The following is a 25,987-nucleotide window of genomic DNA, read 5'->3' on the forward strand; positions in this document are numbered from 1 at the left end:
TCCGGTCTGGTCCGGATGTCAGACCTCGGTCGGGGCCGGTGACAGGGCCACCACGGCCTCGCTGGTGTATGCCAGGAAGGTCAGGGTCTCCTGGAAGTACAGCGTGACGCTGGCCGCGTCGTGCGACAGATAGCCGATCGACACGTCCTGCCCGAGCCGGAGTTCGAAGTCACCGCCGCGGGTGGAGAGCAGGAAGGCTCCGTCGATCGCGGGCGCCCAGACGATGTCGCCGTCGAGCAGCCGGGCGAGGTGCTTGATGACCGGGTAGCCGTGGTCGGAGGTCTCGCTGACGGCCGTGTACGCCTCGGCGCTCAGCGCCAGGGTGTAGGCGCCGTCCACGCCGGCCAGGCGCAGGGCCGTCACGGCCTGGCTGATGGCGTCCGGGTAGTCACGCACGTCGGCGGGGAGTGTCAGCGCCGGATTGGACGAGCTCGCCCGCAGCCCGGTGATCCCGGCGGCCGGGTAGCCCTCGAACACGGCCCGGTCCTCGGCGAACGCCAGCCGCCGGGCCGCGTCCTTGACCGGCTGCCAGTCGGCGTCCTTGGCGCCCCGGGCGACGTCGTCCACCTGTCGGCGGTCGACGGTGAACGGCACGCGCAGTTCGACCAGCGGCTGGAAGCGGCGGGTGTGCGCGACGACCCCGTCCGCGGGGGTGTCGACGGCGTCCAGATGACCGGTGCCCACGCCGGCGAGCGCGACGCCGCCCGGTTCGGGGACGTCGACGATACGGCGGGCCGCCACATGGCGCTTGAAGGTGCGCCGGGCCTCCTCTTCCAGATCGGCCCACGCGGCATCGGAGATGGGCGCGAGTTCACGGTGCAGGTTGTTCATCGGGAAAGGCTCCGCTTCATGCTGCCGATCCCGAGGGAGGACCCGGAGGATCGGACCTGGCTGTCGGTCGGTGTGACGTCGGCGACGGCCCCGGCGGCCGGCGGCTCGGGGAGGTCTTCGAGGAAGTCCGCGGTGGGCGTGAAGAACAGGGTGCCGGTGACGGCGGTGGAGAAGTCCAGGATGCGGTCGTGCGGCGCCGACTCCGTGCCCAGGAACATCCGCTCCAGCATCGTCTCCGTCACCTCGGGCGTGCGGGCGTAGCCGATGAAGTAGGTGCCGAACTCGCCCCGGCCCGCCGCGCCGAAGGGCATGTTGTCGCGCAGGATCTCGCGTTCGGTGCCGTCCGGGTCGACGACGGTGGTGAGGGCGACGTGCGAGTCGGCCGGTTTGACGTCGTCGGCGAGTTCCACGTCGGACAGCTTGCGCCGGCCGATCACGTGCTCCTGCGCCTCGACCGGCAGGGCCTCCCATGCCTCCAGGTCGTGCAGGTACTTCTGTACGACGACGTAGCTGCCGCCCGCGAACGACGGGTCCTCGTCGCCGACGAGGACGGCCGCGCGCGCCGCGGCACCCGTCGGGTTCTCCGTGCCGTCCACGAAGCCAAGCAGGTCGCGTTCGTCGAAGTACTTGAAGCCCTGCACCTCGTCCTGGACCGTGACCGCGCCGCGCAGCCGGCTCATGATCTCCGTGGCGAGCGCGAAGCACAGGTCGAGCCGCGCGGCCCGGATGTGGAAGAGCAGGTCGCCGGGGGTGGCCACGGCCCGGTGCACCGGCCCCCGCAGCTCCCGGAAGGGGTGCAGCCGGGCCGGGCGCGGGCCGGCGAACAGGCGGTCCCAGGCGTGCGAGCCGATACTGGTGACACAGCTGAGCCGGCCCTCGGGCTGGGCCCGGAAGCCCACGGCCCGCTCCAGGGAGCCGACATCGGACAGCAGGTCGCGGACCGTGGCCTCACCGCCGCTGTCGATGGTGACGACGAGGAAGATCGCCGCGCTGGTCAACGGGGACAGAACCATCTGGGGTACCGGTTCGGGAACGTCTTGGGCCATCAGTCATATCCCTTCCCAGCCAAGCCGGCGACAGACGAGTGCGTCGAGCAGCCTCACTCTAGATCGGACCCGCCGCCGTCGCGACAGATCCGACTGTCGAGGACATATACCTGTCCAGCTAGTGACATCACGTATTGTCGGGGATGACTCATCAAGTGTTCTCCTCTTGTAGGCTGGATCCAGCCGTCAGCTCACTCCGCGAAGGCAGTCATGCGTATCGGATTCGCACTCCCCCAGTTCCACCGTCAGGCGTTCGAGGTCGCTCGGGTCGCGGAGTTCGCGCGGGAGGTGGAACAGGCCGGCGCCGCCAGTCTCTGGGTCGGTGACCGCAATCTGGCCGCGGTGCAGCCCACCATCGGTTACGGCGGGCAGGGCACCACCATTCCACCGGAGCTGAACCCCGCCGCCGACCCCTTCGTGCTCCTCGGAGTGGCCGCCGCGGCGACCGAGCGGGTGCTCCTCGGTTCCCACGTCCTCATCGCGCCCCTGTATCCGCCGGTGCAGCTGGCCCGGGCGCTGACCACCATCGACCTGATCAGCGGCGGCCGGCTGCTGGCCGGCTTCGGCATCGGCTGGTCGCCGGAGGAGTACGAGGCCGCGGGCCGGGACTTCAGCCGGCGCGGGGCGCTGCTGGACGAACTGCTCGACGCGCTCCAGGCCATATGGACCGAGGATCCCGCACAGTACTCCGGGTCCCTTCTTTCTGTGCCACGGCACCACGCCCCGCTCAAGCCGGCCCGGCTGCCGCGCCCCCCGGTGTTCCTGGGTGCGCTCTCCGAGCGGGCGCTGCGCCGGGTGGCGCGGCGCGCGGACGGATGGCTGCCGCTGTGCGTGGTCCCGGACTACCTGGACATCGACGGCCTGGCCGCCCAGCGTGCGCTGCTCGACAAGTGGGCCCGTGACGCCGGGCGGGAACCGGGCGACATCGGCACCGTGCTGCGCGTCAACGTCTCCACGGGCACGGACGTGCGTACGGTGGCGGAGGCGATCCGTTCGGTGCACGACGCGACGGGCATCGACCACTTCATGGTGGACACGATGTACGAGGCGGACACGGTTGAGCAGTCCTCCTCGTACGCGCGTGAGCTGCTCGCGCTGCTGCCCCGTGTGTAAAAAGCACGCAATTTCCACACGGCGCGCACGACGAATTCCACTCGTTATTTCCTGTGCGCTTCATGCACGGAACAGGGATTTGCGCGGCCTGGGTATACGCGGCACGTACACCTACACCAGGTGGTGTGACGTTTATTGTGTCAACCCAGCAAGTAACCTTAGTCAAATGCAAAGCGTCAACCCGCTAGGTGAGTTCATACGAGCTCGCCGAGCTGCCACTTCTCCCAAGCAAGTGGGTCTGCCGGAGGAGGGTCCCCGCCGCACCACAGGGCTGCGGCGCCATGAGGTGGCCATGCTGGCCGGCGTGAGCGAGGGTTACTACGCGCGCCTGGAGCAGGGCAGGGAGAAACACCCTTCCGATCAGGTCCTCAACGCGCTGATCCGTGTGTTCGGGCTCGACGCGGAGGCGGCCGAGCACCTGCACAAACTGGCGCGGCAGGGGCTGCGCAAGCGCGGCGGTGCCTGTGCTCCGGCCGACGACCGCGCGGCGGTCCACCTGGTACGGCTGATCGACTCCTGGAGCACCCCGGCTGTGATCCTCGGACCGCGGTTCGACATCCTGGCCGCCAACGATGCGGCGAAGGCGCTGCTCTGTGTCATGGGCACGGAAACCAACCTGCTCCGGTTCGTCTTCCTGGACCCGGCGGCCCGGCGGTTCTACCGGGACTGGGACGAGATCGCCAGGACCTGTGTCGCGGGCCTGCGGGCGGTGGCCTCGCTGCACGCGGAGGACAGGGCCCTGCACGGGCTCGTCGGCCAACTGTCGACCCGCAGTGAGGAGTTCACCCGGCTGTGGGCCGAGTACGACGTCCGTGCCAAGACCCACCAGACCCAGCGTCTGCTGCACCCGAGAGCCGGTGAGCTGACGCTGACCTACCAGACGTTCACCGTCAACGGCTCCTCCGGTCACCAGCTCGGCACCTACCAGGCCGAACCGGGCTCCCCGAGCGAGGCCGCGCTGAGCCGGCTGATCCCCGCCACCGGTCACCCGGACCGGGTGGACGAGGGGGCCGGGGACCCGGCGGGTGAGGAAACCCCGCAGCCGGACGGCGGGCGGGGCGCCGCCGAGCGCTGAGTCACCACCCTGCGCTGCGCCCGCCTCACCGTCCCCGGGTCGGCCCGCGGCCGGACGCCCTGGCTCTGACTCGCCTCACCCGCTCGGCCCGGGTCCCGCCGCTCACGATGTCTCGTGCGAGGCCGGGTCCGCGACGTCGGCCCGTCCCATGACCCGGAACAGCAGGACCAGGGACGGCAGGATGAGGAGGCCCGCGGCACAGGCGACGCCGACGAGGACGGCGAGGGTGGCGTGCGGGGCCGCCGCGTCCTGGACCGGCAGGTGGGTGCCGAGGAGGTAGGGGTACTGGGAGACGCCCCAGCCGCTGACGATGAGGGCGACGGCCGCCGCCGCGGTCTCGCGCAGGCCGCGGGTCCGCTCGGCGCGCAGCAGGGCCAGGCCCAGCAGGCCGCAGAGAGCCGCGAGCAGGGCGAGCGGCAGCGCGCGGTGGCTGAGCTGGTGGAACAGCCGGGGGGCGTCCGCCCGCAGGACGAAGATCCCCGCGATGCTGACGGCACCGGTGACGGCACCGGCCGCGATGGCCCGGTCACGGAAGTACCGGAACAGGTGCGGGTCCCCGTGCCGTCTGGCGGCCACCGTCAGGTAGGTGGCCGCCAGGTAGGCGCAGGCCAGCACCGCGAGCACGCCGCCGAGGGCGCTGGTCGGGTTCAGCCAGCTCGTGACGGGGTCGCCGTCGCCCCGGGTGGGCACGCGCCCGGAGGCCAGGGCGCCCGCGACCGAGCCGAAGCAGTAGGGCGTCAGCACCGAGGACAGGGCGAAGGCGGCACCGTACACACGCTGTTCCGGAGTACGGATCGAGGCCTTGCGGAAGGCGAAGCCGGCGCCGCGCAGCACGATGCCGAGCGCGGCGATCCCCAGCGGGAGGTACAGGGTGGAGGTCATCGCGGCGAGCGCGGCCGGGAAGCCGCTCCACAGCATGACCAGGCAGTAGATCAGCCAGGTGTGGTTCGCCTCCCAGACGGGTGCGAGGGAGTCGTCGATCAGGTGGCGGGGTTCCCGGCCGCGCCCGGCCCCGCCCGCGACCAGGTCCCAGAACCCCGCACCGAAGTCGGCGCCGCCCAGGACGCAGTAGGCGATCACCCCGATGAAGAGGAACACCGCGACCAGGTCCGCCATGTCAGGACGCCTTTCCCGTGGTGGTCCCGGCGGGGTGCTCGGGGCCGTAGGGCACGGACACGGCCTCGTCGCCCTGCTGCCGCCAGCGCCGGGTCATGGAGCGCAGCACCCACAGGGCGGCGGCCCCTACGGCCAGGTAGATCAGGAGGACGGCACCGAAGAAGGGCCACAGGTCGCCCCGGGTCGCCACCGCGTCCCGGGTCAGCAGGTGGCCGACGACGATCCAGGGCTGGCGGCCGACCTCGGTGACCACCCAGCCGCTCTCCAGGCAGAGGATCGCCACGATCCCGCACAGGGAAGCCGCCCGCAGGAACCAGCGGTTGGTCGCGAGCGTGTTCCGGCGGCGCCACCACAGCCAGGCGAACCAGAGGGCGACGGCGAGCATGAGGAAGGACGTGCCGACCATGATGTCGAACGCCCAGTGGACGATGTTCGCCTGCGCGTCGGTCGGCCGGACGTCGGCCGGGACGGCCTCCAGTCCCTTGATGGTGGTCGAGGGCTTGAAGCCGGCCAGCAGGGAGGCCATGTCGGGGATCTTGATGCCGTAGCGCACCTTGCCGTCGATCAGGACACCGCCCAGGGTCTCGGGGACGTGGGAGCCGGTGTCGGGAAGCAGTTCGATGGCCGCGAACTTCGCCGGTTCGTCGTCGAAGACCTGCCGGGCGATGGTGTCGCCGACGATGATTTGCACCGGCAGCGCGCAGGCCGCGACGACGAACCCGGTGAGGAAGCCGACCCGGTGGTAGCGGTCGCGCCGGCCACGCAGCATGCCGACCGCGTAGACGCCGCCCACGACGAAGCCGGCGACGATGTACGCCGCGATCAGCATGTGCCAGAACTCCAGCCAGAAGGCGTCGTTGAAGAACACCTCGACGGGCCGGACGGCGACCACCTTGCCGTGCTCGACGGTGATGCCGCCGGGCTGGTTCATCCAGGCGTTGGCGGCGACGACCGAGGCGGTCCCGCCGACGCCGGCCAGCGAGACGGGCACCCCGCACCAGAAGTGCGCCCAGGACGGCATCCGGTCCCAGCCGTAGATGTAGAGCGCCACGAAGATCGCTTCGAGGAAGAAGAACAGACCCTCGATGGCGAAGGGGAAGCCGAAGGCGGAGCCGTAGTCGCCCATCAGCCGGGGCCACAGGATGCCCAGTTCGAAGGAGAGGACGGTCCCGGTGATGGCGCCGACCGCGAACAGCACGGCGGCCACCTTCGACCAGCGGCGGGCGAGCAGCAGCGCCTCGGCGTCACCCTTGCGCAGCCCTCGCCAGTGCGCGATCAGCATGAGGGTGGTCAGGGCGACGCCGAACGGCACGAGGATGATGTGGAACCCGAGGGTGAAGGCCATCTGCTCCCGGGCGGGGAGCAGTTGCGCGGGCTCCGCGGCGGCGGCCAGGGCGGGCAGGTGGGTGAACGCGCCGGCTGTCGTCATGACCGGTCAGTCCTCCGCGCTGGGCGCGACCCGCACCTTGATGTTCTTCATCAGGGGCTGATTGCTCTGCTTGCTGTAGTCGCTCGCCGCGACCAGGACGTTCATCTCCGGCATGTACCCGGCGGCGCAGCCCCTGGGCATGCTGTACTCGATCGCCGTGTACCGCTTGAGGTGCCGCGTACTGCCGTCCCGGGCGGTGGCGGTGATGTCGACGAGGCTGTCGGGCCTGATGCCGCGGGCGCGCATGTCGTCGCCGTTCATGAGGATGAGGGTGCGCAGGTTGCTGATGCCTCGGTAGCGGTCGTTGTCGGAGTAGATCGTGGTGTTCCACTGGTCGTGGCTGCGCATGGTCTGGAGGATGAGCACGTCGTCCCGCGGCGGGGCTTCGGGCAGCGGCGCGGCGGAGAACTCGGCGCGGCCGGACGGGGTGAGGAAGACCAGTTCCCGGGCGGGCTGTTTGATGCGGAAGCCGAGCGGGAGCCGCACCCTGCGGTTGAAGTCCTCGAAGCCGTCCAGGACCTTCGCCATGGTGTCGCGGATGCGGTCGTAGTCCTCGACGTACGACTCCCAGGGCGTGCTGCTCTCCGGCAGGGTGGCGCGCGCCATGCCGGCGATGATGGCCGGCTCGGACAGCAGGTGCGGGGAGGCGGGCTTCTTCATGCCCACCGACAGGTGCACCATGCTCATCGAGTCCTCCACGGAGACGGACTGCAGACCCCGCCGCTGGTGGTCCTTCTCGGTGCGGCCGAGGCAGGGCAGGATGAGCGCCTTCCTGCCGTGCACCAGGTGGCTGCGGTTGAGCTTGGTGCTGACGTGCACGGTCAGTTCGCAGTTCCGCAGGCCCTGGGAGGTGTACGCGGTGTCCGGCGCGGCGAGCACGAAGTTGCCGCCCATGCCGACGAAGACCTTCACCCGGCCCTGGTTCATGGCCTCGATGGTGTCGACCGTGTCCATGCCGTGCTCGCGCGGCGGCTCGATGTCGCACACGTCGGCGAGCCGGTCCAGGAACTCGGGGCGGGGCCGGTGGTCGATGCCGCAGGTGCGGTTGCCCTGGACGTTGCTGTGCCCGCGCACCGGCGAGGGGCCGGCGCCCTCCCGGCCGAGGTTGCCGCGCAGCAGCAGGACGTTGACGATCTCGCGGACGGTGTCGACGCCGTGCTCGTGCTGGGTGAGGCCGAGGCACCAGCTGATCAGGGTGCGGTCGGAGCGGGAGTAGATCTCGGCGGCCTTGAGGATGTCGGCCCGGGTGAGACCGGACTGCTCCTCCAGTTCCTCCCAGGAGGTGGCCTCGCACAGCTCCCGGTAGGCCTCGAAACCGTGGGTGTGGCGCTCGATGAACTCCTTGTCGAGCGCCTTGGGGTCGGTCCGGCTCTCCTCCAGGACCGCCTTGGCGATGCCCCGCAGCAGGGCCATGTCGCCGCCCGCGCGGACCTGGAGGTTGAGGGTGCTGGTGCGGGTGGCCTTGAACAGGGCCATGTCCGTGAACTCGTGCGGCACGATCGTGCTGGTCGCCGCCGCCTCGACCAGCGGGTTCACATGGACGATCTGGGCGCCCCGGCGGTAGGCCTCGGCGAGCGCGGTGAGCATGCGGGGGGCGTTGGAGGCCGCGTTGACGCCCATGACGAACAGGGCGTCGGCGGTCTCCCAGTCCTTGAGGTCGGCGGTTCCCTTACCGGTGCCGAGGGCCGCGGTCAGGGCCCGGCCGGAGGCCTCGTGGCACATGTTGGAGCAGTCGGGCAGGTTGTTGGTGCCGAACTCGCGGGCCATGAGCTGGTAGAGGAAGGTCGCCTCGTTGCTCAGCCGGCCCGAGGTGTAGAAGGCGGCCTCGTCGGCGCTGTCCAGGGCGCGCAGTTCACGGCCGACGAGGGCGAAGGCGTCCTGCCAGGTGATCGGGACGTACCGGTCGCTCGCCGCGTCGTAGACGAGGGGCTCGGTCAGCCGGCCCTGGTCCTCCAGCGCGAAGTCGGACCACTCGGACAGCTCGGAGACGGTGTGCCGGGCGAAGAAGTCGGCGCCGACCCGCTTGGACGTCATCTCCCAGGTGACGTGCTTGATGCCGTTCTCGCAGATGTCGAGCTTGAGGCCCTTGGTGTCGTCGGGCCAGGCGCAGCCCGGGCAGTCGAAGCCGCCGTTCTCGTGGTTCATCTTGAGGATGGCCCGCGGCCCGTCGAACAGCGCCCGTTCCTTGATCAGCACCCGGCTCACGCTCTTGGCGGCGCCCCAGCCGGCCGCCGGGTGGTGGTAGGAGCGGTGGGACGGCCGCTTGTCGCTGGCCGGTCCGTCGCCGCCGGTGGCCGAGCGGCCGACCGCGCCGTCCTGCGGTTTCGGCGTCGGGTCAACATCGGATGCGGTCATGTCGTGCGCTCTCTTCGTCGAATCGGGCCGTGCGTCGGGGGGTCGGAGGCGGGGCGGGGCTCGGGGGGTTCAGAGCCGCAGCGGGACGGCGGCCGGGCGGGCCGGCGCGCGCAGCCAGGTCGCCGCCAGCGCCGCGGTGACGAGCAGGGCCGGCACGAACGGGGCTCCCGGGCTCAGCCAGCGGTAGACGGCGCCGTCGACGGCCGCCCCGGCGATCAGTGAGGCCACGATGGCGACGCTGCGGGTCTGGAGGCGTCCCCGGGTGGCGAACGCCGTGACGGTCGAGGTGAGCAGGCCCGTCAGATAGGCGGTGGTGATCTCGCTGCCGGCGGTGACCCGGACGGTGCCGTTCTGGCAGCCCATCGCGACGGCCGTGAGGAACAGCAGCAGGGCGCGGGCCGCGCCGTGCGGTGCCGTGTGCCAGCCCAGCCAGCCGCAGACCACCAGCCACAGCAGCAGGGCCTCCAGGAGCAGGCCGCCCCGGATGCCCGCGCCGCGGAGCCGGCCCCGGCCGGCCGCCACCAGGCCGCCTGCCGCCGCCCCGACGACATAGCCGAGCAGGGCTATGGCGACGAGGCGGGCGGCGACCAGGTGGGCGTTGCCCAGGTGCAGGCCGAGGAGCGCGGAGTTCGCCGTGACGACGCTGGTGAAGACGCCGCCGAGGGCGAGGAACCCGAAGGCGTTCGCCGCTCCGGCCGCGAGGGTGAGCAGGTGCCGGGTGGCTCCGCTCCTCCCGGGCCACGGGAACCGGTCGGGGCTGGGTGTGGTCACTTGGCGAGGAACTCCAGCAGGGCGGCGTTGACTTCCTCCGGGTGGGTCCAGGCGATGTTGTGCGGGCCGCCCTCGACCGTGACGAACGTCAGGTCCTTGATCAGCCCGGGCAGCCGCGCGGCGGTGTTCTCGTACGGCAGGATCCGGTCCGCGTCGCCGTGCACCAGCAGCGTCGGCACGTCGATCTTCGGCAGGTCGTCACGGAAGTCCGTCAGCCAGGTGTCGACGCACGCGTGAGCCGCCCAGGCCGACGCCGACACCGCGACGTTGAAGCTGTTCTGCCACGCCTGGTCGCTGATCCGCGTCCCGGCGTACATGTCGACGTTGTAGAAGTTGTCGAGGAAGTCCTTGAAGTAGGCGGGCCGGTCCTTCAGCACCGCCGCCTTGATCCCCTCGAACACCGACGCGTCCACGCCCTCGGGATTGTCGTCGGTCTTCAGCAGGAACGGCGGGATCGCGCCCAGAAGCGCCGCCTTCGCCACCCGCTCCGAGCCGTAACGGCCCAGGTACCGGGTGACCTCACCCGTGCCCATCGAGAACCCGACGAGGATGACGTCCCGCAGGTCCAGGTGCTCCAGCAGCACCTTCAGGTCCGCCGCGAACGTGTCGTAGTCGTAGCCCACCGTCGGCTGGCTGGACCGGCCGAACCCCCGCCGGTCGTACGTGATCACGCGGTACCCGGCCTCCAGCAGCACCCGCTCCTGCTTCTCCCACGAGTGCCCGTTGAGGGGGTATCCGTGGATCAGCACCACCGGGCGGCCGCTGCCGTGATCCTCGTAATACAGCTCGATCGACTCGGAGTTCTCCCGGCCCACCGTCACGAATCCCATGGCACATACCTTTCGTCGGCTTTTTGCTGCTGTTGAGCCTTCCAGCGGTCCGGCCGCCTCGCATCACATGAACGTGCGAGCCTCGGGACGCGGACGGCGGCTTCAGCCTTCCTGGACGCACTCCTTGAGGAACGCGTCGATGTCGATCTCTTCCTGTCCCCGGGGAACGAGCCGTTCCGTGGCCCGCAGGAAGTCGCGCACCGGCGCCCGGCGCACTTCGATGAGCGCGGCCCCGGACGGCGGCCTCAGGATGATGCGCGTGTTCTTCCCGGCCGGACCACCCTCCGGCGCGATGTGTATGTCGCCCGCTCCCACGGGGAAGTACAGGCCGTCGGCGAGCAGGTCACGGGCGAAGATCCAGGTCACCTGGCGCTGGTGCGGGAGGCAGAAGGAGACGCGTACCGCGCACGGGTCGGCCCGGTCGTAGTCGAAGCGCGCCCGGACCGCGATCCGGAGGGTGCCGGCGGGGGCGAGCCACACCCATACGTCATGGCGTACCGTCTCGGAGGGGCCGGCGACGGGGCTCCGGTCGGCCGAACGTGCCGCGTGCTCACGATGCTGGTCCATGGTCTGCTCCGTTCGCTGTGCTGACGACCACGGGACCAGCCTGTCGCCCGGTACCTGCGTGAGGCATCCGTCATTTGACGTCATGGTGAGAAATGCCTGCCCCGGGCGATTCGCGCACGACGCATACCGGGTTTCTCCCGGAGAGCTGGTACCGAAGGGGCGGGCACGGCGGGAAGCCGGCTCAGTAACCGGTGTGCGACTGGACCGGGATGACGGCACACACGGTGGTGCCCTCCCCGGACGCGTGCCGCACGCTGAGGGACCCGTCCAGTACGGCCACCCGGTCGGCCATGGCCGCCAGGGGCGCCGAGTCGAGCCCCTCGCCGGGCGCGGCGCCGTCGTCCGCCACCGTGACCACCAGGTCCAGGTCGAGCTCCGCCACCACCTGGACCCTGCGGGCGCCGGCGCCGTGCACCGCCCTGCCGAGTGCCTCCCTGACCAGGAAGTACGTGTGCATCTCCACCGCGTGCGGCAGCCGTTCCCGCAGGTTCCCCGAGACTCCGACGGGTACGGGCCACTGCCCCGCCAGCACGGTGAGCGCGGCCGGCAGCCCGCGGAGCCTGAGGACGCCCGGATACAGCTCGGCCGTGACGTCCCTGACCTGGCTCAGTGCCCGCTCGGCGTCCTGGATGGCGCCGTCGAGCAGCTCGGCCGCCGAAGACGGAACGCGCTCGCCGTCCAGGTGCTCCCTGGCCAGGTTCAGACCCAGCAGCGCCGAGGCCAGACGTTCCTGGGCGCCGTGCTGGAGTGAACGGGCGACACGGCGGTGCCGGTCGGCGTCGAGCCGCGCGACGAGTGTCCGCGGTGGTCCCTCCTCCTTGGGCTCCCGCCTGTCGGCGGGTGTGCCGGTCCCCGTGCGGAAGACGTACACGGTGGTCGGGCCGCCCGGCCGGGTCAAGGGGATGAGTGACCACTCGACCGGGAGGAGTGAACCGTCCGCGTGGGTGAGCGTGCCGCGGTGGGAGGGGGTCGGCTCGGGAACGGCGCGGCCGCGCGACCGCCCGTGAGCGTGCTCGGCCGGTCTGCCGTCGGTGCCCAGCAGGTCGGAGGGACGCTCGTAGCCCATGAACTCGGCAGCCGGTGGATTGGCGTAGGTCACCCGGTGATCGGTGTCCACCGCCCAGGCCGGCTGCTGAATGACGTCAAGGATGCTTCCCAGATCATCGGCGACTGACGTCATGTCGCTGCCCCTTCCCATAGGGATTCGAGAACGTGCCTCGATCACGGCGCCGACGGATCAGGCCCTGCCCACGTTCGCGGTCCGCCATCCGTCCCCGCTGTCGGTCACGCCCGCCGCCCGGCTGATTCGTCTCGCGCCCGGCTTCTTCGCCGCTGATGACAAGACTGTCGCAACCGGCGGGGCCACACGGCATCCGTCATTTGACGTCAGAAGGGAGTCGACCTGGTCAGGGCATGTTTTTTCGGTCCCCTCCGGGGCGCCTGGAAGGCTCGACGCCCCGAAGACAAAAGGGTGTATACGGCATATATCGCCCCGCTCAGCGGGACAGGGCGTCACGCAGCGCCGCCCTGGACGTGATGCCGAGCTTGGGGAAGATGCGGTACAGATGGGAACCGACGGTGCGCGGTGAGAGCAACAGCCGCTCGCCGATCTGCTTGTTGGTCAGGCCCTCCGCCGCCAGCAGGGCGATCTCCGTCTCCTGCGCGGTCAGCCCGGCCGCCGCGGCGGCCGGGACGGCGGGGTTCGGCTGTGCCTGGCCGGCGGCCCGCAGTTCGGTGACGGTCCGTGCGGTCCAGGGGGCCGCCCCCAGCCCCTCGAAGATCTCCAGGGCCGCGTTCAGGTGCAGACGTGCCTCGATGGGCGCCCGGGCCCGCCGCAGGCGTTCGCCGTACAGCAGACGCACGCGCGCGTAGTCGAACGGCCAGTCCCGGGCGCCGGGGCCGCCGATGGCCTCCTCGAACAACCCCGGTGCCTCGGCGTCGGACGCCACGAGGGCGCGGGCCGCCAGCGTGAGCATGCCCAGGCGAGGCGAGACGTCCCAGAGGGCGGCCTCGCACATGGCACGTACGTGGGCCTCGGCCTGCTCGCGCCGGTTGGTGCGCAGGGCGGCCTCCACCAGGTCCAGTGCGACCCACAGGGCGTGCGGGGTGTACGGGGCCAGTGTGCCGGCCGGACTGAGGTCGCAGGCGTGGTGGAACGCGGCCTCGAAGTCCCCGCGGCCGATCGCGCCCAGGGTTCTGGCGTGGTGGGCGAAGCGGGCCGCGCCGTAGGCCCGGCGCTGCGTGGTCACTCGGGTCAGTTCGTCGGCCCACTGGTGCATCACGGTGTCCTCGCCACGGACCGCGGCGAGCAGTGCCTCGTGGAAGAGGAAGTAGTAGCTGATGAAGTCGTAGCCGTGCGTCTTGGCCAGGGCGAGACCCTCGTCGGCGAGTCGCTGGCCCTCCTCCCAGCGGCCGGTGGCGAAGTCGTCGAGGCACAGATGCATCAGGCAGGCCAGGCTGGAGCGCACGGTGCCGCCGGCCCGGCCGCTCATGATCAGCCGCCAGGCGCCGGCCCGGCAGCCGCCCAGCAGGTCCATGTAGACGGCGGAGGTGTTGACCCGCACCAGGCTCGCGGGGTCGGTCTCGGTGCTCTGGCGGTCGATGAGCGCGGCCAGCCGCCGCCGGGTTCCAGCCGTGGCGCGGGCCGTGTCCGGGAACGCCTTGCTCATCAGCAGGATGATCTCCGGTGGTTCCGGGACCAGCCGGTCGATCGCGTCGAAGAGCGGTGCCCAGAACTCCTCGCGGCCGGCCCACCAGCAGATGAGCAGGAGGGTGTACAGGGCGTCGGTCAGGTCGGTGTTGGCGGCGTCGTATCCGTGGTCGCCGTTCTCGATGGCGGAGACGACCAGGCGGTGCGCGGTGTCCACGATGCCGTCCCCGTTGACCAGGATGAAGGCGGCGGCCGCGGCGGCGTGCAAGGAGCCGCCGAGGCTGGGGTCGAAGGAACGGGCCTGGTCGAGCAGGCGCGAGGCGGTGCCCAGCTCGCCGGTGACGTCGGCACCGAGGTAGGCGGCCTCGGCGAGGCGCCGGCCGCGGTCGGCGGCCCGCGGACTGAGGTGAGCGGCGCGGGTGAGGGAGGCGATCGCCCCGCCGGCGTCCCCACGGTGCAGTTTGCGGCGGGCCGCTTCCTCCAGGAGGGCCGCGACCGCCTCGTCGGGCTCCACGGCCGACTCGGCCAGGTGCCACGCGCGGCGCTCGGTGTCACGCGTGAAGAAGTCGGCGAGCCTGCGGTGCACCCGTCGCCGCTCCACGTTCGTCGAGGACTCGACCACCGCGGAGCGCACCAGCGGGTGCCGGAACACGACGCGGCCCGCCGCCTCGTCGATCTCGATCAGCTTCGCGGTCTCCGCCGGGACGAGCGCGGTGGTCCCGCCGTCCGCGGTCGCCGTGCGCCGCAGCAGCCCCAGGTCCCCGCTGCCCTCCAGCGCCGCCAGCAGCAGGGCGTCCCGGGTGGGCTCCGGCAGCTGCTTGATGCGCGAGGCGAACAGGGCCTCGATGGCCTCCGTGAGCGGCAGCACCTCGGGAAGGGCTTCGCGGGCCGACAACTGGGTCGGGTCCAGCGCCTCGGCGAGTTCCAGCAGCGCGAGCGGGTTGCCCCGGGCCTCGGTGAGGATCCGTCGCCGCACTCGCAGGGCCATCTCGGGGAAGGCGGTGCGCAGCAGCTCGTCGGCGGCCCCGTCGTCGACGGGTTCCACGTGCAGGGCGGGCAGGCCGCCGGCGTCGAAGTAGCTGTCCTCGCCGGTGCGGGAGGCGGTGAGCAGTCCGATCCGGCTGCCCGAGAGGTGGTGCGCGAGGTGTTCGAGGACGATGGTGGTCGGCCGGTCGATCCAGGGCAGGTCGTCGACGACGAGCAGCAGTGGCCGCTGCTCGGCCTCGTGCCGTAGCACGTCCAGACAGGCCGTGGCGATCACCGTGCGGTCCGGCACCCGGCCCGACAGCAGGCCCAGCGCCACCATGAGGGCGTTGCGCTCCTCCTCCCCGAGGTGGGCGAAGCCCGCGGCGAGGGGCAGCAGGAGCTGGTTGAGCACGGCGTAGCTGACGTCGGCTTCGAACTGCACGCCCGTGGCGCGGATGACCCGGGTGCCTGCGGCCTGCGCGCCGGCCACCACCGCGTCCAGCAGGACGCTCTTGCCGACGCCCGCTTCCCCGCTCAGCAGCAGGACGGCGCCCTCGCGACCGGCACGGGCGGAGAAGGCTTCGAGCGCTCGCAGCTCCGCGTCACGGCCGAAGAGCCGGGCAGTCGGCGCTTCCTGATCCGTCATGTAGTACCTCTGGTAGCAGCAGGCAGTACATGCCTGATCCACAGTTAGTTGACTATGTTCGCCAGGCCAGAGGTTATGTCTTAGGTGATGTTAAGTCCAGTTAACGTCAGTTACTTACTCACTTTCGTGGACTTGACTGGTCACGCAAAAGGGCGAGGGGGCCGACCCGTGGGTCGGCCCCCTCGCCCTTTGGTGCGCCAGGTCACGCGCCGGCCGGGTGCACGGTCAGCAGGTCGGCCAGGTCGATGCGGGTGAGGAACTCCCGGCGGATCCGGTCGGCGACCTGCGAGACCTCCTCGGAGCCGTCGTTCGCCGGGTCGATGTGGACCCGGTAGGGGCGCTCGCCCTCGGGCAGGGCCACGATGCGGGCGATCTCGTCGGAGACCAGCGACGCCTCGGCACCCTCGGGGGCGAGCGCCGCGAGCTTCTGGGAGACCTGCTGGAGCAGGCCCGGGTACTTGGTCTCGTACTCCGCCTCGACGGCACCGTCGGCCGGGTGGCCGGAGTGGGCGAAGTGGTTGGTGCCGCTTGTGAAGGAGCCGGGCACCACGATCGAGGTCTCGACGCCCCAGCGGGCCAGCTCGCCGGCGTAGCTGACCGCGAGGGAGTCCATCGCGGCCTTCGCGGCGAAGTAGGGGGCGAGGTAGGGCGGGGTGCCGCCCTTGACGCTGGAGCTGGAGACCCAGACGACCAGACCCCGGCCGGCCTTGCGCAGGTGGGGCAGCACGGCACGGTTGACCCGCTGCGTGGACAGCACGTTGATGTCGTAGAGCTGCGCGAACTGCTCCGGCGTGAAGGCCTCGGCGGGGCCGGTGACCATGTGGCCGGCGTTGTGGATCAGGACGTCGATACGGCCGTGCTCCTCCATCACCTGCTTGACCGCCGAGTCGACCGAGTCGTCCGAGTTGACGTCCAGTTCGATGGAGCGCAGGTCGACACCGTGCTCCTTGGCGTAGTCGGCGGCGGCCTGCACCTGCGGCGCGTTGCGGCCGGCGGTCTCGCGCATACCGGCGTAGACGGTGTTGCCCGCGTCGGCGAGGGCGCGGGCCGTGAGCGCGCCGAAGCCGCTGGAGGCACCGGTGATGACGACGATGTTGCTCATGGGAATCTCCTTGACCGCGAAAGCGGGTCGGTGGCTGAGGGGAGTGAGGGTGGGACGAGCGTGAGGTGCGGGGCCGGTCGGCGAGCTCGCCCGACGCCGTCCGGCGGGCGCGGCCGCCGGTCGCGTCGGTCGGCGGGAGCGCAGTCGGTCAGATGATGCCGCCGTTGGCGTAGATGGTCTGGCCGTTGATCCAGCGCGCCGGGCCGGCCAGGAAGACGATGGCCTCGGCGATGTCGTCGGGGGTGCCGAGCCGCTCCAGAGGGGCCGCCTTGGCGAGATTGTCGAGCGCCGCCTGGTCCTTGCCCTCCAGGAACAGCGGAGTGGCGGTGGGGCCCGGGGAGACCGCGTTGACGGTGATGTCCTTGCCGCGCATCTCACGGGCGAGCACCAGGGTCATCGCCTCGACCGCGCCCTTGCTCGCGGCATAGGCGCCGTAGGTGGGGAACTGAAGCCGGGTGAGGGACGAGGAGACGTTGATCAGGGCACCGCCCGCGCGCAGCCGGCGGGCCGCCTGCTGGGAGACGACGAAGGTCCCGCGGATGTTGGTGCGGTGCATGCGGTCCAGGTCGTCCAGGTTGAGCGTGGCGATGGGCGACAGCAGCATGATGCCGGCCGTGTTGACGACTACGTCGAGGCCGCCGAACTCCGCCTCGGTGGCGTCGAAGGCCGCGGCCATGGCCTCCTCGTCGGCGACGTCGCCGCTGACGGCGATGGCCTTGCCGCCCTGGGCCTTGATGGCCGCCACCGCCTCGTCCGCCTTGGCCTTGTTGCCCACGTAGTGGACGGCGACGGCGTAGCCGTCCTGGGCGAGGCGGTTGGTCACGGCCAGGCCGATGCCGCCGGTGCCGCCGGTGACCAGCGCGACGCGGGTGTTGGTGTCCGTCATGATGACCAGTCCTTCGAGTGATGTGACAGTGCCCGGCACGTGGGAGTCGCGCACACCGTCATCGTCGTTGACGTTTTGACGTGATCGACGATAACACGATCTGAGATCATCGACAACACATTCTTGTGAGCATCGATGACAACGCCGAGCGGATGGGATGGGATAGGAGGCGATCCGGATCGAACCGGAGCCCCTCTGGAACACCGACAAGTCTTCCGTCGGCGCTTTCGGGCCACCATCGGGCAGGCCGGGCAACGTGAATATGGCTCACCCGTGCCCCGCCGTGGGGTTGGCCCGACAGCCGCACGCCGGAAGCGGCGGGGCCTCAACACACCTCGTAGCGCGTGACTCTCAGAGAATCACAGGGAGTTGCCACTGTCGCGCGATGCGGACCGCGGGCGGTGGGGTTCCGGCCCCGCGCCGGTGCGCTCCGCGTCGGCCGACTCCCGGAGACGCAGCAGCGCCCGCTCACTCGGCGAGCCCGGTTCGGCCTGATAGATGAACAGGTGCTGCCCGGAGGCGCCGTCGACGTCGAAGATCTGGTAGTTCAGCGTGAGATCACCGACGAGCGGGTGGCACAGGCGCTTGACGTCGCTCGCCTTGTCCCGCACGTCGAAACGGCTCCACAGCCGGCGGAACTCCGCGTCCGTGGACAACTCCTCCACCAGCTCGGCCAGGCGGGGGCGGGCCGCCGGGGGACCCGCCGTGGCCCGCAGCCAGGCGACGCCGGCCTCGGCGATCAGCCGCCAGTCCCGGTAGAAGACGCGCGCGGCGGCCTGGTCGAGGAAGGTGAACCGCACGAGGTTGCCGTAGGGAAGGACCGGCGCGTACAGGGCACGCCCCAGGGCGTTGCCGGCCAGGACGTCGAGGCAGGACCCGAGGACCAGGGCGGGGGTGGCGTCCCACGCGTCGATCAGGCGCCTGACGTGCGTTGCGACCTCGGCGTCCGGTGGCGTCGGCCGGTCCTGGTCCCGTACCAGACCGCGCATGTACCGGGCGGCGTCGGGGTTCAGCCGGAGAGCGCGGGCGAGGGCCTGGAGCACCTGGTCGGAGGGGTACTTCTCCCGGTCCTGTTCCAGGCGGGCGTAGTAACCCTCGCTGAGGCCGGCGAGCCGGGCGACCTCTTCCTGCTTGAGGCCGGGAGTACGGCGTGGGGCGTCATCCGGCAGCCCCGCCTCCCGCGGGGAGACTGCTGCTCTGCGAGCGCGCAGGAAGCGGCCGAGCTGGTTGACGCTGTCCATGCGCACCAGGCTACTCGGACGGCCCGTGACCCGTCGGGAGGAGCGCACGCCGACGCCGCCACCGCGACATCGCAACCGCGCCGTCTCACTCCTCGGGCAATCGGTTGCCCAACGGCCCGGCCATGGCCACCGTAGAAACACATCAAACCGGATATACCGGGCCACGGGAAGAGCGCCACACCACCGGACGACCAGCCGAGGAGGTCATCCGACATGACACGCGAGCAGTCCTTCGCCTTCGACGCGGAGGGCAGATCGGTCCGGCCGGGAAGCAGTGGACGGCCAGACGGACTCGGGCAGGAGCCCGCCCACCTCTTTCTCGTCGAACTGCTCGACCGGGCGGGCTGCGACGCGTCCGCCGTACTGCAACTCGACGTGTGGCGCGACACGTTGCACACCAACGTCGCCGTCGCGGGAACCGCACCGACCGCCGCGCTCGCGCGCGTCCAGGCCGCGTACACCCGCTCGGCCTTCGAGCACGCCGCGGCCGGGATGGAGCTGTACGACGCGGAGTTGAGGGTGCTGCGCAGCAACGCGGCGGCCCTGCGCATCCGTGGGCGCACCGCCGCCCAGGTGCTCCAGCGCGACGCGGCCGACCTGGACGGCAGCCTGCCGACGAGCCGTCTGCTGCGCGAGGTCGTCCAGGGACCGGACCCGGTGGCCGAACGCTTCGTCAGCGTGCCGAGCAAGGGCGCCGGGCACCGGGTCTACCGGGTCACCGCCATGTGCCTACGGGACGGCGGCACGGTCGTCGGGGCCGCCACGTTCATCCACGACGTGACCGGCGAGGCCCGCTCGCGTGCCGCGGAACGACTGCTGTCGGCGGCCCACCGCCGGATCGGGACGACGCTCAGCGCGGCCCGCACCAGCCAGGAGCTGGCCTCCACCCTCACCCGCGACTTCGCCGACGCCGTCTCCGTCGACCTGGTCGACGGCGTGCTGCACGGGGCGGAGCCGCCCTGCGCCCCGCTGGATGCGTCGGCCCCCCTGCGCCGTACGGCCTTCGAGGCCCCCGGCGGCCTGGAAGGCGTGTACGCCGTGGGCGAGCCCAGCCACTTCTTCTTCCCCACCCCCTACACCCAGGTGCTCGGCGACCTGACCCCCCGGCTGGTCGATCCCTCCGGAGCGCTCGCCGACTGGCTCATGTACGACGCCGCCCGCGCGGGAGCGCTGCGCGCCGCCCGCGTCCACTCCATGATCGTGGCCCCGCTGGTGCACCAGGACCGCGTGCTGGGCCTGGCCTGCTTCTACCGCGGCCCACGGCACCCCGTCCCCTTCGACGCGCAGGACCTAGCGCTGGTCGAGCAGGTCACGGCGAAGGCGTCGGCGCACATCGAGAACGCGCGCAGATTCATGCGCGAGCACACGACGGCGGTGACCCTGCAACGGCGGCTCCTGCCACGGTCCCTGCCGGAGGTGACGGCGATGACCACGGCACACTTCTGGCTGCCGGAGCCCCGGCGGACCTCGTGGTTCGACGTCCTGCCGTTGTCCAGCGCCCGCGTCGCCCTGGTCATCGGGGAGGTGCCGGAACAGGGGCTGGACGCCTCGGTGGACATGGGCCTGCTGCGGACGGCGGTGACCACGCTCGCGGGCCTGGAACTGCCGCCGGAGGAGATTCTCGCCCACCTGGACGACGTCGTCCCGCGCCTGGGCCTCGCGGACGCGGCCGGCATCCCCCCGGACGCCCGCACCGCTGACGAGCGGCCCCGGTGCCAGTACTGCGTCTACGACCCTGTCACCGGCGACCTCGCCGTGGCCTCCGCGGGCTGGCCCCACCCGCTGGTGACCGCGCCCGACGGCACGGTGCGCGAGCTGCCCGTGCCCCGGGGCCCGGCGCTGGGCAGCGGGGTGGGTTACGAGGCCGTCCGGACCCGGCTCGCCCCGGGCAGCGTGCTGACCCTCTACTCGGCCTCGCTGCTGCGGGAGCCGCCCTGCGACGCACCCGCCGTGCGGCTCCGGCAGGCGGTGGCCGCCGCGCCGGGCGACGCACAGGGCACCTGCGACACCGTCGTGTACCGGATGATGGGCGGACCGCGCGAGCGGGGCGCGGCGGTGCTCACCGCGGCGGCGCACCGGCTCGCCGAGGACTGCGTCGCCACCTGGACGGGGGCGGCGGACCCAGCGGAGGTGGCCGCCTGCCGGCGGTGGGTCCGTGAGCGGCTGGCCGGATGGCGGCTGGCCGATCAGGTATTCGCGACCGAGACCATCGTGAGCGAACTCGTCACCAATGTGCTCCGGCACGCCTCCGGGGAGCCGCGCGTACGGCTGATCAGGGACGGCGGCCTCACCGTGGAGGTGTCCGACCACTCCACGACGGCGCCGCACCTCCGGCACGCCCGGGCCCAGGACGAGAACGGCCGGGGCCTGCTGATCGCCGCCGCACTGGCCCGGCGCTGGGGCACCCGGTACTCGGGCGACGGCAAGACCATCTGGGTGGAGCAGGACATGACTGCCACCGATGTCATATGACTGCCATGCCTCACATCATCGGAGCCCTCAGCACACCATGGACCCACTTCATGAGCCACGGTCTAGGATGCCACCATGAGTGAACCACTGCGAGCGGTACTCGGAGAAGACCAGGCGATCGTCCGCGAGGGTATCGCGACCATCCTGCGCAGCGCCGGCATCACCGTGGTCGCCGCGGTGGACAACGCGGTGGACCTCGTCCGCGTCACCAAGGAGCAGCGGCCCGACGTCGTGATCACCGACATCCAGATGCCGCCCAACCTGAACGCCGACGGTCTGCAGGCTGCGCAGGAGATCCGGGCCGCGCAGCCGGAGACCGCCGTCATCGTGCTCTCCCAGTTCCTCGACGCCTCCTACGCCCTGGACCTGGTCGGCGACGATCCGAGCGGCGTGGGCTACCTCCTCAAGGAGAAGGTCGCCAGCCCGCAGATCCTCACCGATGCCGTGGAGCGGGTGGTCGCCGGCGGGTCCGCTCTGGACCCCGATGTCATATCCACCCTTGTCGGACGCAAACGCAAGCAGGATCCGCTGGCGGCGCTGACGCCGAAGGAGAAGGAGGTCCTGGCCCTGATGGCCGAGGGTCACTCCAATTCCGGCATCGCCCGCAAGCTCGTGGTCACGGTGCCGGCGGTGGAGCGCCATGTGACGGGCATCTTCATGAAGCTCGGCCTCAGCCAGGCCGGTTCGGACCAGCACCGCCGGGTGCTGGCCGTACTGCGGTACCTCAAGCAGTAAGGGGAACCGGGCTCAGGCGGTCGCGCCGAAGATCCCCTTAAGATCTGCGTCGAACAGCCGGTCCTTCGCGATGAAGGACTCGATCCCCGCCTGTCGCAGTTCGTCCGCGGACCAGAACGACTGCTCAGTGGAGGTCAGCACGATCCGCGGCGGCTGATCCACCGCGCGCAGCATACGGGCGACGGCCACCCCGTCGTGATCCGGCAGGTGCAGATCCAGGAGGAGACCATCGGGCCGGTGTTCACGTACCGCCGCCAGGGCCGAAGCACCATCCTCCGACTCGGCGACGACGTGCATACCGCGCGCCGTCAGCAGCGTCTTCGCGATGCGACGGAACCCAGGGTCGTCGTCGACGACCACGATGTTGACGGACATGCTTATCAGGATGCCCGGGATCGCGACGGACAGACCATAGGGGCAGCCCCACGATTTGCTGCTCATTCCGGTACGGGAATCTCCGCGCGCACAGAGGTGCCCCGGCCCGGCGGCGAGTCGATGACGAGAACGCCGTCGAAGGTGTCGACTCGGTCCCCGAGGCCGGTCAGACCGCTGCTGACGGCGTGCCGCGGGACCCCGCCGACACCGTCGTCGACCACTTCGATGCGCAGCACGTCCTTCAGTTCGATGGATATGCGGATGTGTGTCGCCTCCGCGTGTTTCACGGCATTGGTCAGGGCCTCGGCGATGACGAAGTACGCGTTCGACTCGACCTCGGCGGGCAAGCGCCGCGGGTACTCCCCCTCCACGGTGGTCGGCACAGCGCAGCGCTCGGCCAGTGACTCGACGGCCGCCATCAGGCCCTTGGCCTGGAGCACCGAGGGGTAGACGCCGTAGGCCAGCTCGCGCAACTCGTCGATCGCGGTCTGCGCGTCGACGATGGCCTGGTCGAGGAGGCCGACGGCCGCGGTGGCGGAGTCCGGCACCAGATCACGGGTGAGGCGCAGCCCGATCAGCAGGCTGACCAGCCGTTGCTGCGCGCCGTCGTGCAGGTCGCGGGCCGTCTGGCGGCGTACCGCCTCGATGCTCTGCATGATCCGCCGCTGTGCGGCACGTGCCTCGTCCGCCCGGATGCGGGCCGCGTCCCGCTCCCGGCGGGCGCGCTCCAGTTCACGGTTCTCGGTGGCGTCGAAGAAGGAGTAGACCACCCCGCGCCCGTCCGGCAGATCGATGGGCGCGGCCCACCAGGAGGCTGGGAAGAAGGAACCGTCCCGCCGCTTGAACCACTCGTCGTTGCCGTGCGCCGGCATCCCCGTGGTCGCCGGCCGGAGCATCTGGCACTGGGAGGCGGGGAAGGGAGTGCCGTCCGGACGGTAAGGATGCAGGGTCTCGTGGCTGGACCGGCCCACCAACTCGTCGGCATCGTCGTAGCCGAGCGCGGCCACACCGGCCGGGTTGGTGTAGACGATGTTCCCCCGGTGGTCCACGACCCAGACGACCTGCGAAACGCTGTCCAGGATGGCGGGCAGGACCATGCGGATCGATTGCACTGTGGAGCTCCTCTTGCTCGACCGCCGCGGAAGACATGAACACGCACAGCGATGACCGGTACGACACTCGGCCGTGTCATCCTGTGCCCGGCCGGCATCGGCTTCTCTGCGGCCCGGCCGCTCAGGGCAGGATGGCGTCGACATAGCCGCCGTCGACGCGCAGCGCCCCGCCCGTGGTCGCGGACGCCTGCTCGCTGCTGAGGTAGACGACCATGTGGGCGATCTCCTCGGGCTCGATCAGCCGTTGCAGCAGGGACTGCGGCCGGTACTCGCGCATGAACACGCGCTGGGCCTCCTCCCAGGGCAGGGAACGGTCGACCAGTTCGTACACGAAGTCCTCCACTCCCCCGGTGTGCGTGGGACCGGCGATCACGGAGTTCACCGTGACGCCCGTCCCGGCCGCCTTCTTGGCGAAGCCGCGGCCCACCGCGAGCAGGGAGGTCTTGGTCATGCCGTAGTGGATCATCTCCGCCGGGATGACGACCGCCGAATCACTGGCGATGTACTGGATGCGGCCCCAGCCGCGCTCGGTCATCCCGGGCAGGTACATGCGGGTCAGCCGCACCGCTGCCAGCACGTTGACCTCGAAGTAGCGCAGCCACTCCGAGTCGTCGATCTCCAGTGGGTCCGCGGATCCGAAGATGCCCAGGTTGTTCACCAGGACGTCGACGTCCGGCAGGACCTCGGCCAGCCGCTGCGCGCCGTCCGCCGTGCTCACGTCGGCGACCGCCGGCACCAGGTCCGCCTCCGGCACCTGTTCGCCCAGACGGGCCAGGGCTGCCCGCACCCGTGCCCCGTCGCGACCGTTGACGGCCACCCGTGCCCCCGCGCGCGCCAGCTCGCGCGCGATGGCGGCGCCGATGCCCTGCGTGGAACCGGTGACCAAAGCGGTACGTCCGGTCAGATCGATCTGCATGCCTTGCGTCCTCCACCCGCTCGTGCCCGTGCCCTCGGGCCACTTGTTCCCGCGGGAGTGCCTTGCCCTGCCTGCGTTACGGCGAACGGGTTGACGGACATGACGAGCCGGCGGACGACACGAGGGTGCGCACCACACGACATGCCGTCCGCCGACCCGCCGTTCGCCGAGGTGCGGGCAACCCCCATGTGGCACCGCAGCAACTCAGCGAACGGCGGAACGGCCCAGACGGGGGGACCGGGTCGTTCCGCCGTCGTCAGAAGCATACGGGCGCTAGTCACTCAGTGAGTGTACGTGACGGGTACACCCACGGCCCCGAATAGTTAAGTCATGTGTTTTCAAAATGCTGGATCATGTGTGCTGAGTGGCCGCCTCCAGGGAGGCTATGGGGATCTCCCCAGGCACAACGGCTGACGCCCATGGGGTCTGCTCCATCGCGGCAGCGGGGGCCAGGAGGGAATCTGGAGTCCGTCGCGTCAGCCGCGCGAAGGCGTCCGGCCACCGGAGCGTTCCCAGGCCCGGCGGCCGGACGTCACCAGAGCACTGCAAGGGATCGAAGGTGGTTGGAACCATGGCGACTGAGCGCGCGCTCCTGGCGGGCGGATGCTTCTGGGGCGCCCAGCAACTGCTGCGGGACCTTCCCGGCGTCCTCAGCACCCGGGTCGGATACACCGGTGGCGACACCCCGCACGCGACCTACCGCGACCACGGTGACCACGCGGAGGCGGTGGAGATCGTTTTCGATCCGCAGCGCCTGCCCTACCGTGAGCTTCTGGAATTCTTCTTCCAGTTCCACGACCCGACCACGCGGAACCGGCAGGGCAACGACATCGGGCGCAGTTACCGCTCGGCGATCTTCTACACGAGCGACGAGCAGCGGCGGACCGCGCTGCGGACCATCGCCGACATCGACGCCTCCGGACGCTGGCCGGGCAAGGTGGTGACCGAGGTGGAGCCGGCGGGCCCCTTCTGGTCCGCCGAGGAGGAGCACCAGGACTACCTGCGCAAGCATCCCGGCGGCTACACCTGCCACTGGGTGCGCCCGGAATGGCGGCTTCCCGCTGCGCAGCCGCACGAACAGCGGCCAGGAGCGGCCTGACCCCCCTGTCGGCCGCGGCCCCCGGTATCACGTGGGTGGGGCTTCGCGGCTGGTCACCGGGCACTCGTGAGGGATGGGAAGAGTGCCCGGTGACACCCCCTCGCATTCCTCGCGTCTTCCCGTCCCCTCGAAGGAGAGATCAGACATGACGGAGTCGCGCCCCCCGCTCCCGCCGTTCGACCGGGAAAGCGCCTGGGCCAAGGTGCGGGCCGCCGAGGACGCGTGGAACACCCGGGATCCGCACAGGGTCGCTCTCGCCTACACGCCGGACTCGGTCTGGCGCAACCGTGACGAGTTCATCCGGGGCCGGACGGCGATCATCGAGTTCCTCACCGCCAAGTGGGAGCGGGAACTCGACTACGTGCTGCGCAAGAGCCTGTGGGCGTACGACAGCCATCGCATCGCCGTCCGCTTCCAGTACGAGTGGCACGACCGAGAAGGCCAGTGGTTCCGCAGCTACGGCAACGAGTTGTGGGAGTTCGACGGCCAAGGACTGATGAGCAGGCGCGAGGCCAGCATCAACGACGTCGGGATCACCGAGTCCGGTCGGCGCTTCTTCGGTCCCAGGTCGGCCTCGGAGCGCGGACCCGAGCACGACTTCCCCCTTCGCTAGAGGTTCGGACAGGGCCAAGCGTCCGCCCCTCACCCCTCATG

At 70.8% G+C, this 25,987-nt stretch carries 22 protein-coding genes; 6 read left to right on the forward strand and 16 right to left on the reverse strand.

Translation table 11 applies throughout. The features are described from left to right. Nucleotides 1–18 precede the first annotated feature (18 nt). Nucleotides 19–831, reverse strand: coding sequence for a family 1 encapsulin nanocompartment shell protein (locus tag C3492_RS04670; RefSeq protein ID WP_103810448.1), 813 nt, complete (start codon nucleotides 829–831; stop codon nucleotides 19–21). Next, entirely contained in the window at nucleotides 828–1,877 is a 1,050-nt protein-coding gene (locus C3492_RS04675) for a Dyp-type peroxidase (protein WP_103810449.1), read from the reverse strand. Before C3492_RS04675 ends, C3492_RS04670 begins: the two co-directional genes overlap by 4 nt. 210 nt (nucleotides 1,878–2,087) lie before the next feature. Here C3492_RS04675 and C3492_RS04680 point away from each other — a divergent pair, with 210 nt between their 5' ends. After that, nucleotides 2,088–2,990, forward strand: coding sequence for a TIGR03619 family F420-dependent LLM class oxidoreductase (locus tag C3492_RS04680; RefSeq protein WP_103810450.1), 903 nt, complete (start codon nucleotides 2,088–2,090; stop codon nucleotides 2,988–2,990). Between the two features lie 166 nt (nucleotides 2,991–3,156). Then, the gene (locus tag C3492_RS04685; RefSeq protein ID WP_103810451.1) at nucleotides 3,157–4,065 is read left to right on the forward strand and encodes a helix-turn-helix transcriptional regulator; all 909 of its coding nucleotides are present in this window, start codon (nucleotides 3,157–3,159) and stop codon (nucleotides 4,063–4,065) included. A gap of 102 nt (nucleotides 4,066–4,167) precedes the next feature. Here the strand turns inward: C3492_RS04685 and C3492_RS04690 are convergent, their stop codons facing one another. The 11 genes from C3492_RS04690 to C3492_RS04740 form a co-directional block, all read right to left on the reverse strand. Continuing rightward, nucleotides 4,168–5,181, reverse strand: a complete 1,014-nt coding sequence (locus C3492_RS04690) for a cytochrome d ubiquinol oxidase subunit II (protein ID WP_103810452.1) — start codon at nucleotides 5,179–5,181, stop codon at nucleotides 4,168–4,170. Between the two features lies 1 nt (nucleotide 5,182). Beyond that, nucleotides 5,183–6,610, reverse strand: coding sequence for a cytochrome ubiquinol oxidase subunit I (locus tag C3492_RS04695; RefSeq protein WP_103810453.1), 1,428 nt, complete (start codon nucleotides 6,608–6,610; stop codon nucleotides 5,183–5,185). A 6-nt stretch (nucleotides 6,611–6,616) separates the two neighbouring features. Further along, nucleotides 6,617–8,965, reverse strand: a complete 2,349-nt coding sequence (locus C3492_RS04700; RefSeq protein WP_103810454.1) for an FdhF/YdeP family oxidoreductase — start codon at nucleotides 8,963–8,965, stop codon at nucleotides 6,617–6,619. Between the two features lie 69 nt (nucleotides 8,966–9,034). After that, on the reverse strand, nucleotides 9,035–9,736 hold the full coding sequence (locus C3492_RS04705) for a YoaK family protein (RefSeq protein ID WP_103810455.1): 702 nt from the start codon (nucleotides 9,734–9,736) through the stop codon (nucleotides 9,035–9,037). Continuing rightward, nucleotides 9,733–10,566 (reverse strand): alpha/beta fold hydrolase, encoded by an 834-nt coding sequence (locus C3492_RS04710; protein WP_103810456.1) that lies wholly within the window; start codon nucleotides 10,564–10,566, stop codon nucleotides 9,733–9,735. Before C3492_RS04710 ends, C3492_RS04705 begins: the two co-directional genes overlap by 4 nt. Nucleotides 10,567–10,668: 102 nt before the next feature. Further along, a complete protein-coding gene (locus tag C3492_RS04715) occupies nucleotides 10,669–11,133 on the reverse strand; it encodes an SsgA family sporulation/cell division regulator (RefSeq protein ID WP_181140198.1) in 465 nt (154 codons plus the stop codon). A 181-nt stretch (nucleotides 11,134–11,314) separates the two neighbouring features. Further along, complete coding sequence (locus C3492_RS04720) at nucleotides 11,315–12,313, reverse strand: PAS domain-containing protein (RefSeq protein WP_103810458.1); 999 nt, start codon at nucleotides 12,311–12,313, stop codon at nucleotides 11,315–11,317. Between the two features lie 316 nt (nucleotides 12,314–12,629). Beyond that, nucleotides 12,630–15,395, reverse strand: a complete 2,766-nt coding sequence (locus C3492_RS04725) for a LuxR family transcriptional regulator (RefSeq protein WP_103810459.1) — start codon at nucleotides 15,393–15,395, stop codon at nucleotides 12,630–12,632. A 202-nt stretch (nucleotides 15,396–15,597) separates the two neighbouring features. Next, nucleotides 15,598–16,497 carry an SDR family oxidoreductase gene (locus C3492_RS04730; protein WP_103810460.1) on the reverse strand — a complete coding sequence of 300 codons (900 nt, stop codon included), beginning with the start codon at nucleotides 16,495–16,497 and terminating at the stop codon, nucleotides 15,598–15,600. A gap of 148 nt (nucleotides 16,498–16,645) precedes the next feature. Beyond that, nucleotides 16,646–17,383 carry an SDR family oxidoreductase gene (locus C3492_RS04735; RefSeq protein WP_103810461.1) on the reverse strand — a complete coding sequence of 246 codons (738 nt, stop codon included), beginning with the start codon at nucleotides 17,381–17,383 and terminating at the stop codon, nucleotides 16,646–16,648. A 359-nt stretch (nucleotides 17,384–17,742) separates the two neighbouring features. Next, the gene (locus tag C3492_RS04740) at nucleotides 17,743–18,624 is read right to left on the reverse strand and encodes a helix-turn-helix domain-containing protein (protein WP_103810462.1); all 882 of its coding nucleotides are present in this window, start codon (nucleotides 18,622–18,624) and stop codon (nucleotides 17,743–17,745) included. A gap of 213 nt (nucleotides 18,625–18,837) precedes the next feature. On the opposite strand from C3492_RS04740, the gene C3492_RS04745 reads away from it, so the two are divergent. Continuing rightward, nucleotides 18,838–21,096, forward strand: coding sequence for a SpoIIE family protein phosphatase (locus C3492_RS04745; RefSeq protein ID WP_103810463.1), 2,259 nt, complete (start codon nucleotides 18,838–18,840; stop codon nucleotides 21,094–21,096). 75 nt (nucleotides 21,097–21,171) lie between these two features. Beyond that, nucleotides 21,172–21,831, forward strand: a complete 660-nt coding sequence (locus tag C3492_RS04750; protein WP_103810464.1) for a response regulator transcription factor — start codon at nucleotides 21,172–21,174, stop codon at nucleotides 21,829–21,831. A 12-nt stretch (nucleotides 21,832–21,843) separates the two neighbouring features. Here C3492_RS04750 and C3492_RS04755 read toward each other — a convergent pair whose 3' ends face one another. From C3492_RS04755 to C3492_RS04765, 3 genes are all read right to left on the reverse strand, one after another. Beyond that, complete coding sequence (locus C3492_RS04755; RefSeq protein ID WP_103810719.1) at nucleotides 21,844–22,206, reverse strand: response regulator; 363 nt, start codon at nucleotides 22,204–22,206, stop codon at nucleotides 21,844–21,846. 62 nt (nucleotides 22,207–22,268) lie between these two features. Continuing rightward, entirely contained in the window at nucleotides 22,269–23,318 is a 1,050-nt protein-coding gene (locus tag C3492_RS04760) for a PAS domain S-box protein (protein WP_219822052.1), read from the reverse strand. A gap of 121 nt (nucleotides 23,319–23,439) precedes the next feature. Then, the gene (locus tag C3492_RS04765) at nucleotides 23,440–24,234 is read right to left on the reverse strand and encodes an SDR family NAD(P)-dependent oxidoreductase (protein ID WP_103810466.1); all 795 of its coding nucleotides are present in this window, start codon (nucleotides 24,232–24,234) and stop codon (nucleotides 23,440–23,442) included. A 571-nt stretch (nucleotides 24,235–24,805) separates the two neighbouring features. On the opposite strand from C3492_RS04765, the gene msrA reads away from it, so the two are divergent. Then, nucleotides 24,806–25,333: a peptide-methionine (S)-S-oxide reductase MsrA gene (msrA, locus tag C3492_RS04770; protein ID WP_103810467.1), complete on the forward strand. Its 528-nt coding sequence runs from the start codon at nucleotides 24,806–24,808 to the stop codon at nucleotides 25,331–25,333. Between the two features lie 145 nt (nucleotides 25,334–25,478). Then, on the forward strand, nucleotides 25,479–25,946 hold the full coding sequence (locus C3492_RS04775; protein ID WP_103810468.1) for a nuclear transport factor 2 family protein: 468 nt from the start codon (nucleotides 25,479–25,481) through the stop codon (nucleotides 25,944–25,946). Nucleotides 25,947–25,987 lie beyond the last annotated feature (41 nt).

Source organism: Streptomyces sp. Ru62, from assembly GCF_002920615.1.
Lineage (GTDB): Bacteria > Actinomycetota > Actinomycetes > Streptomycetales > Streptomycetaceae > Streptomyces.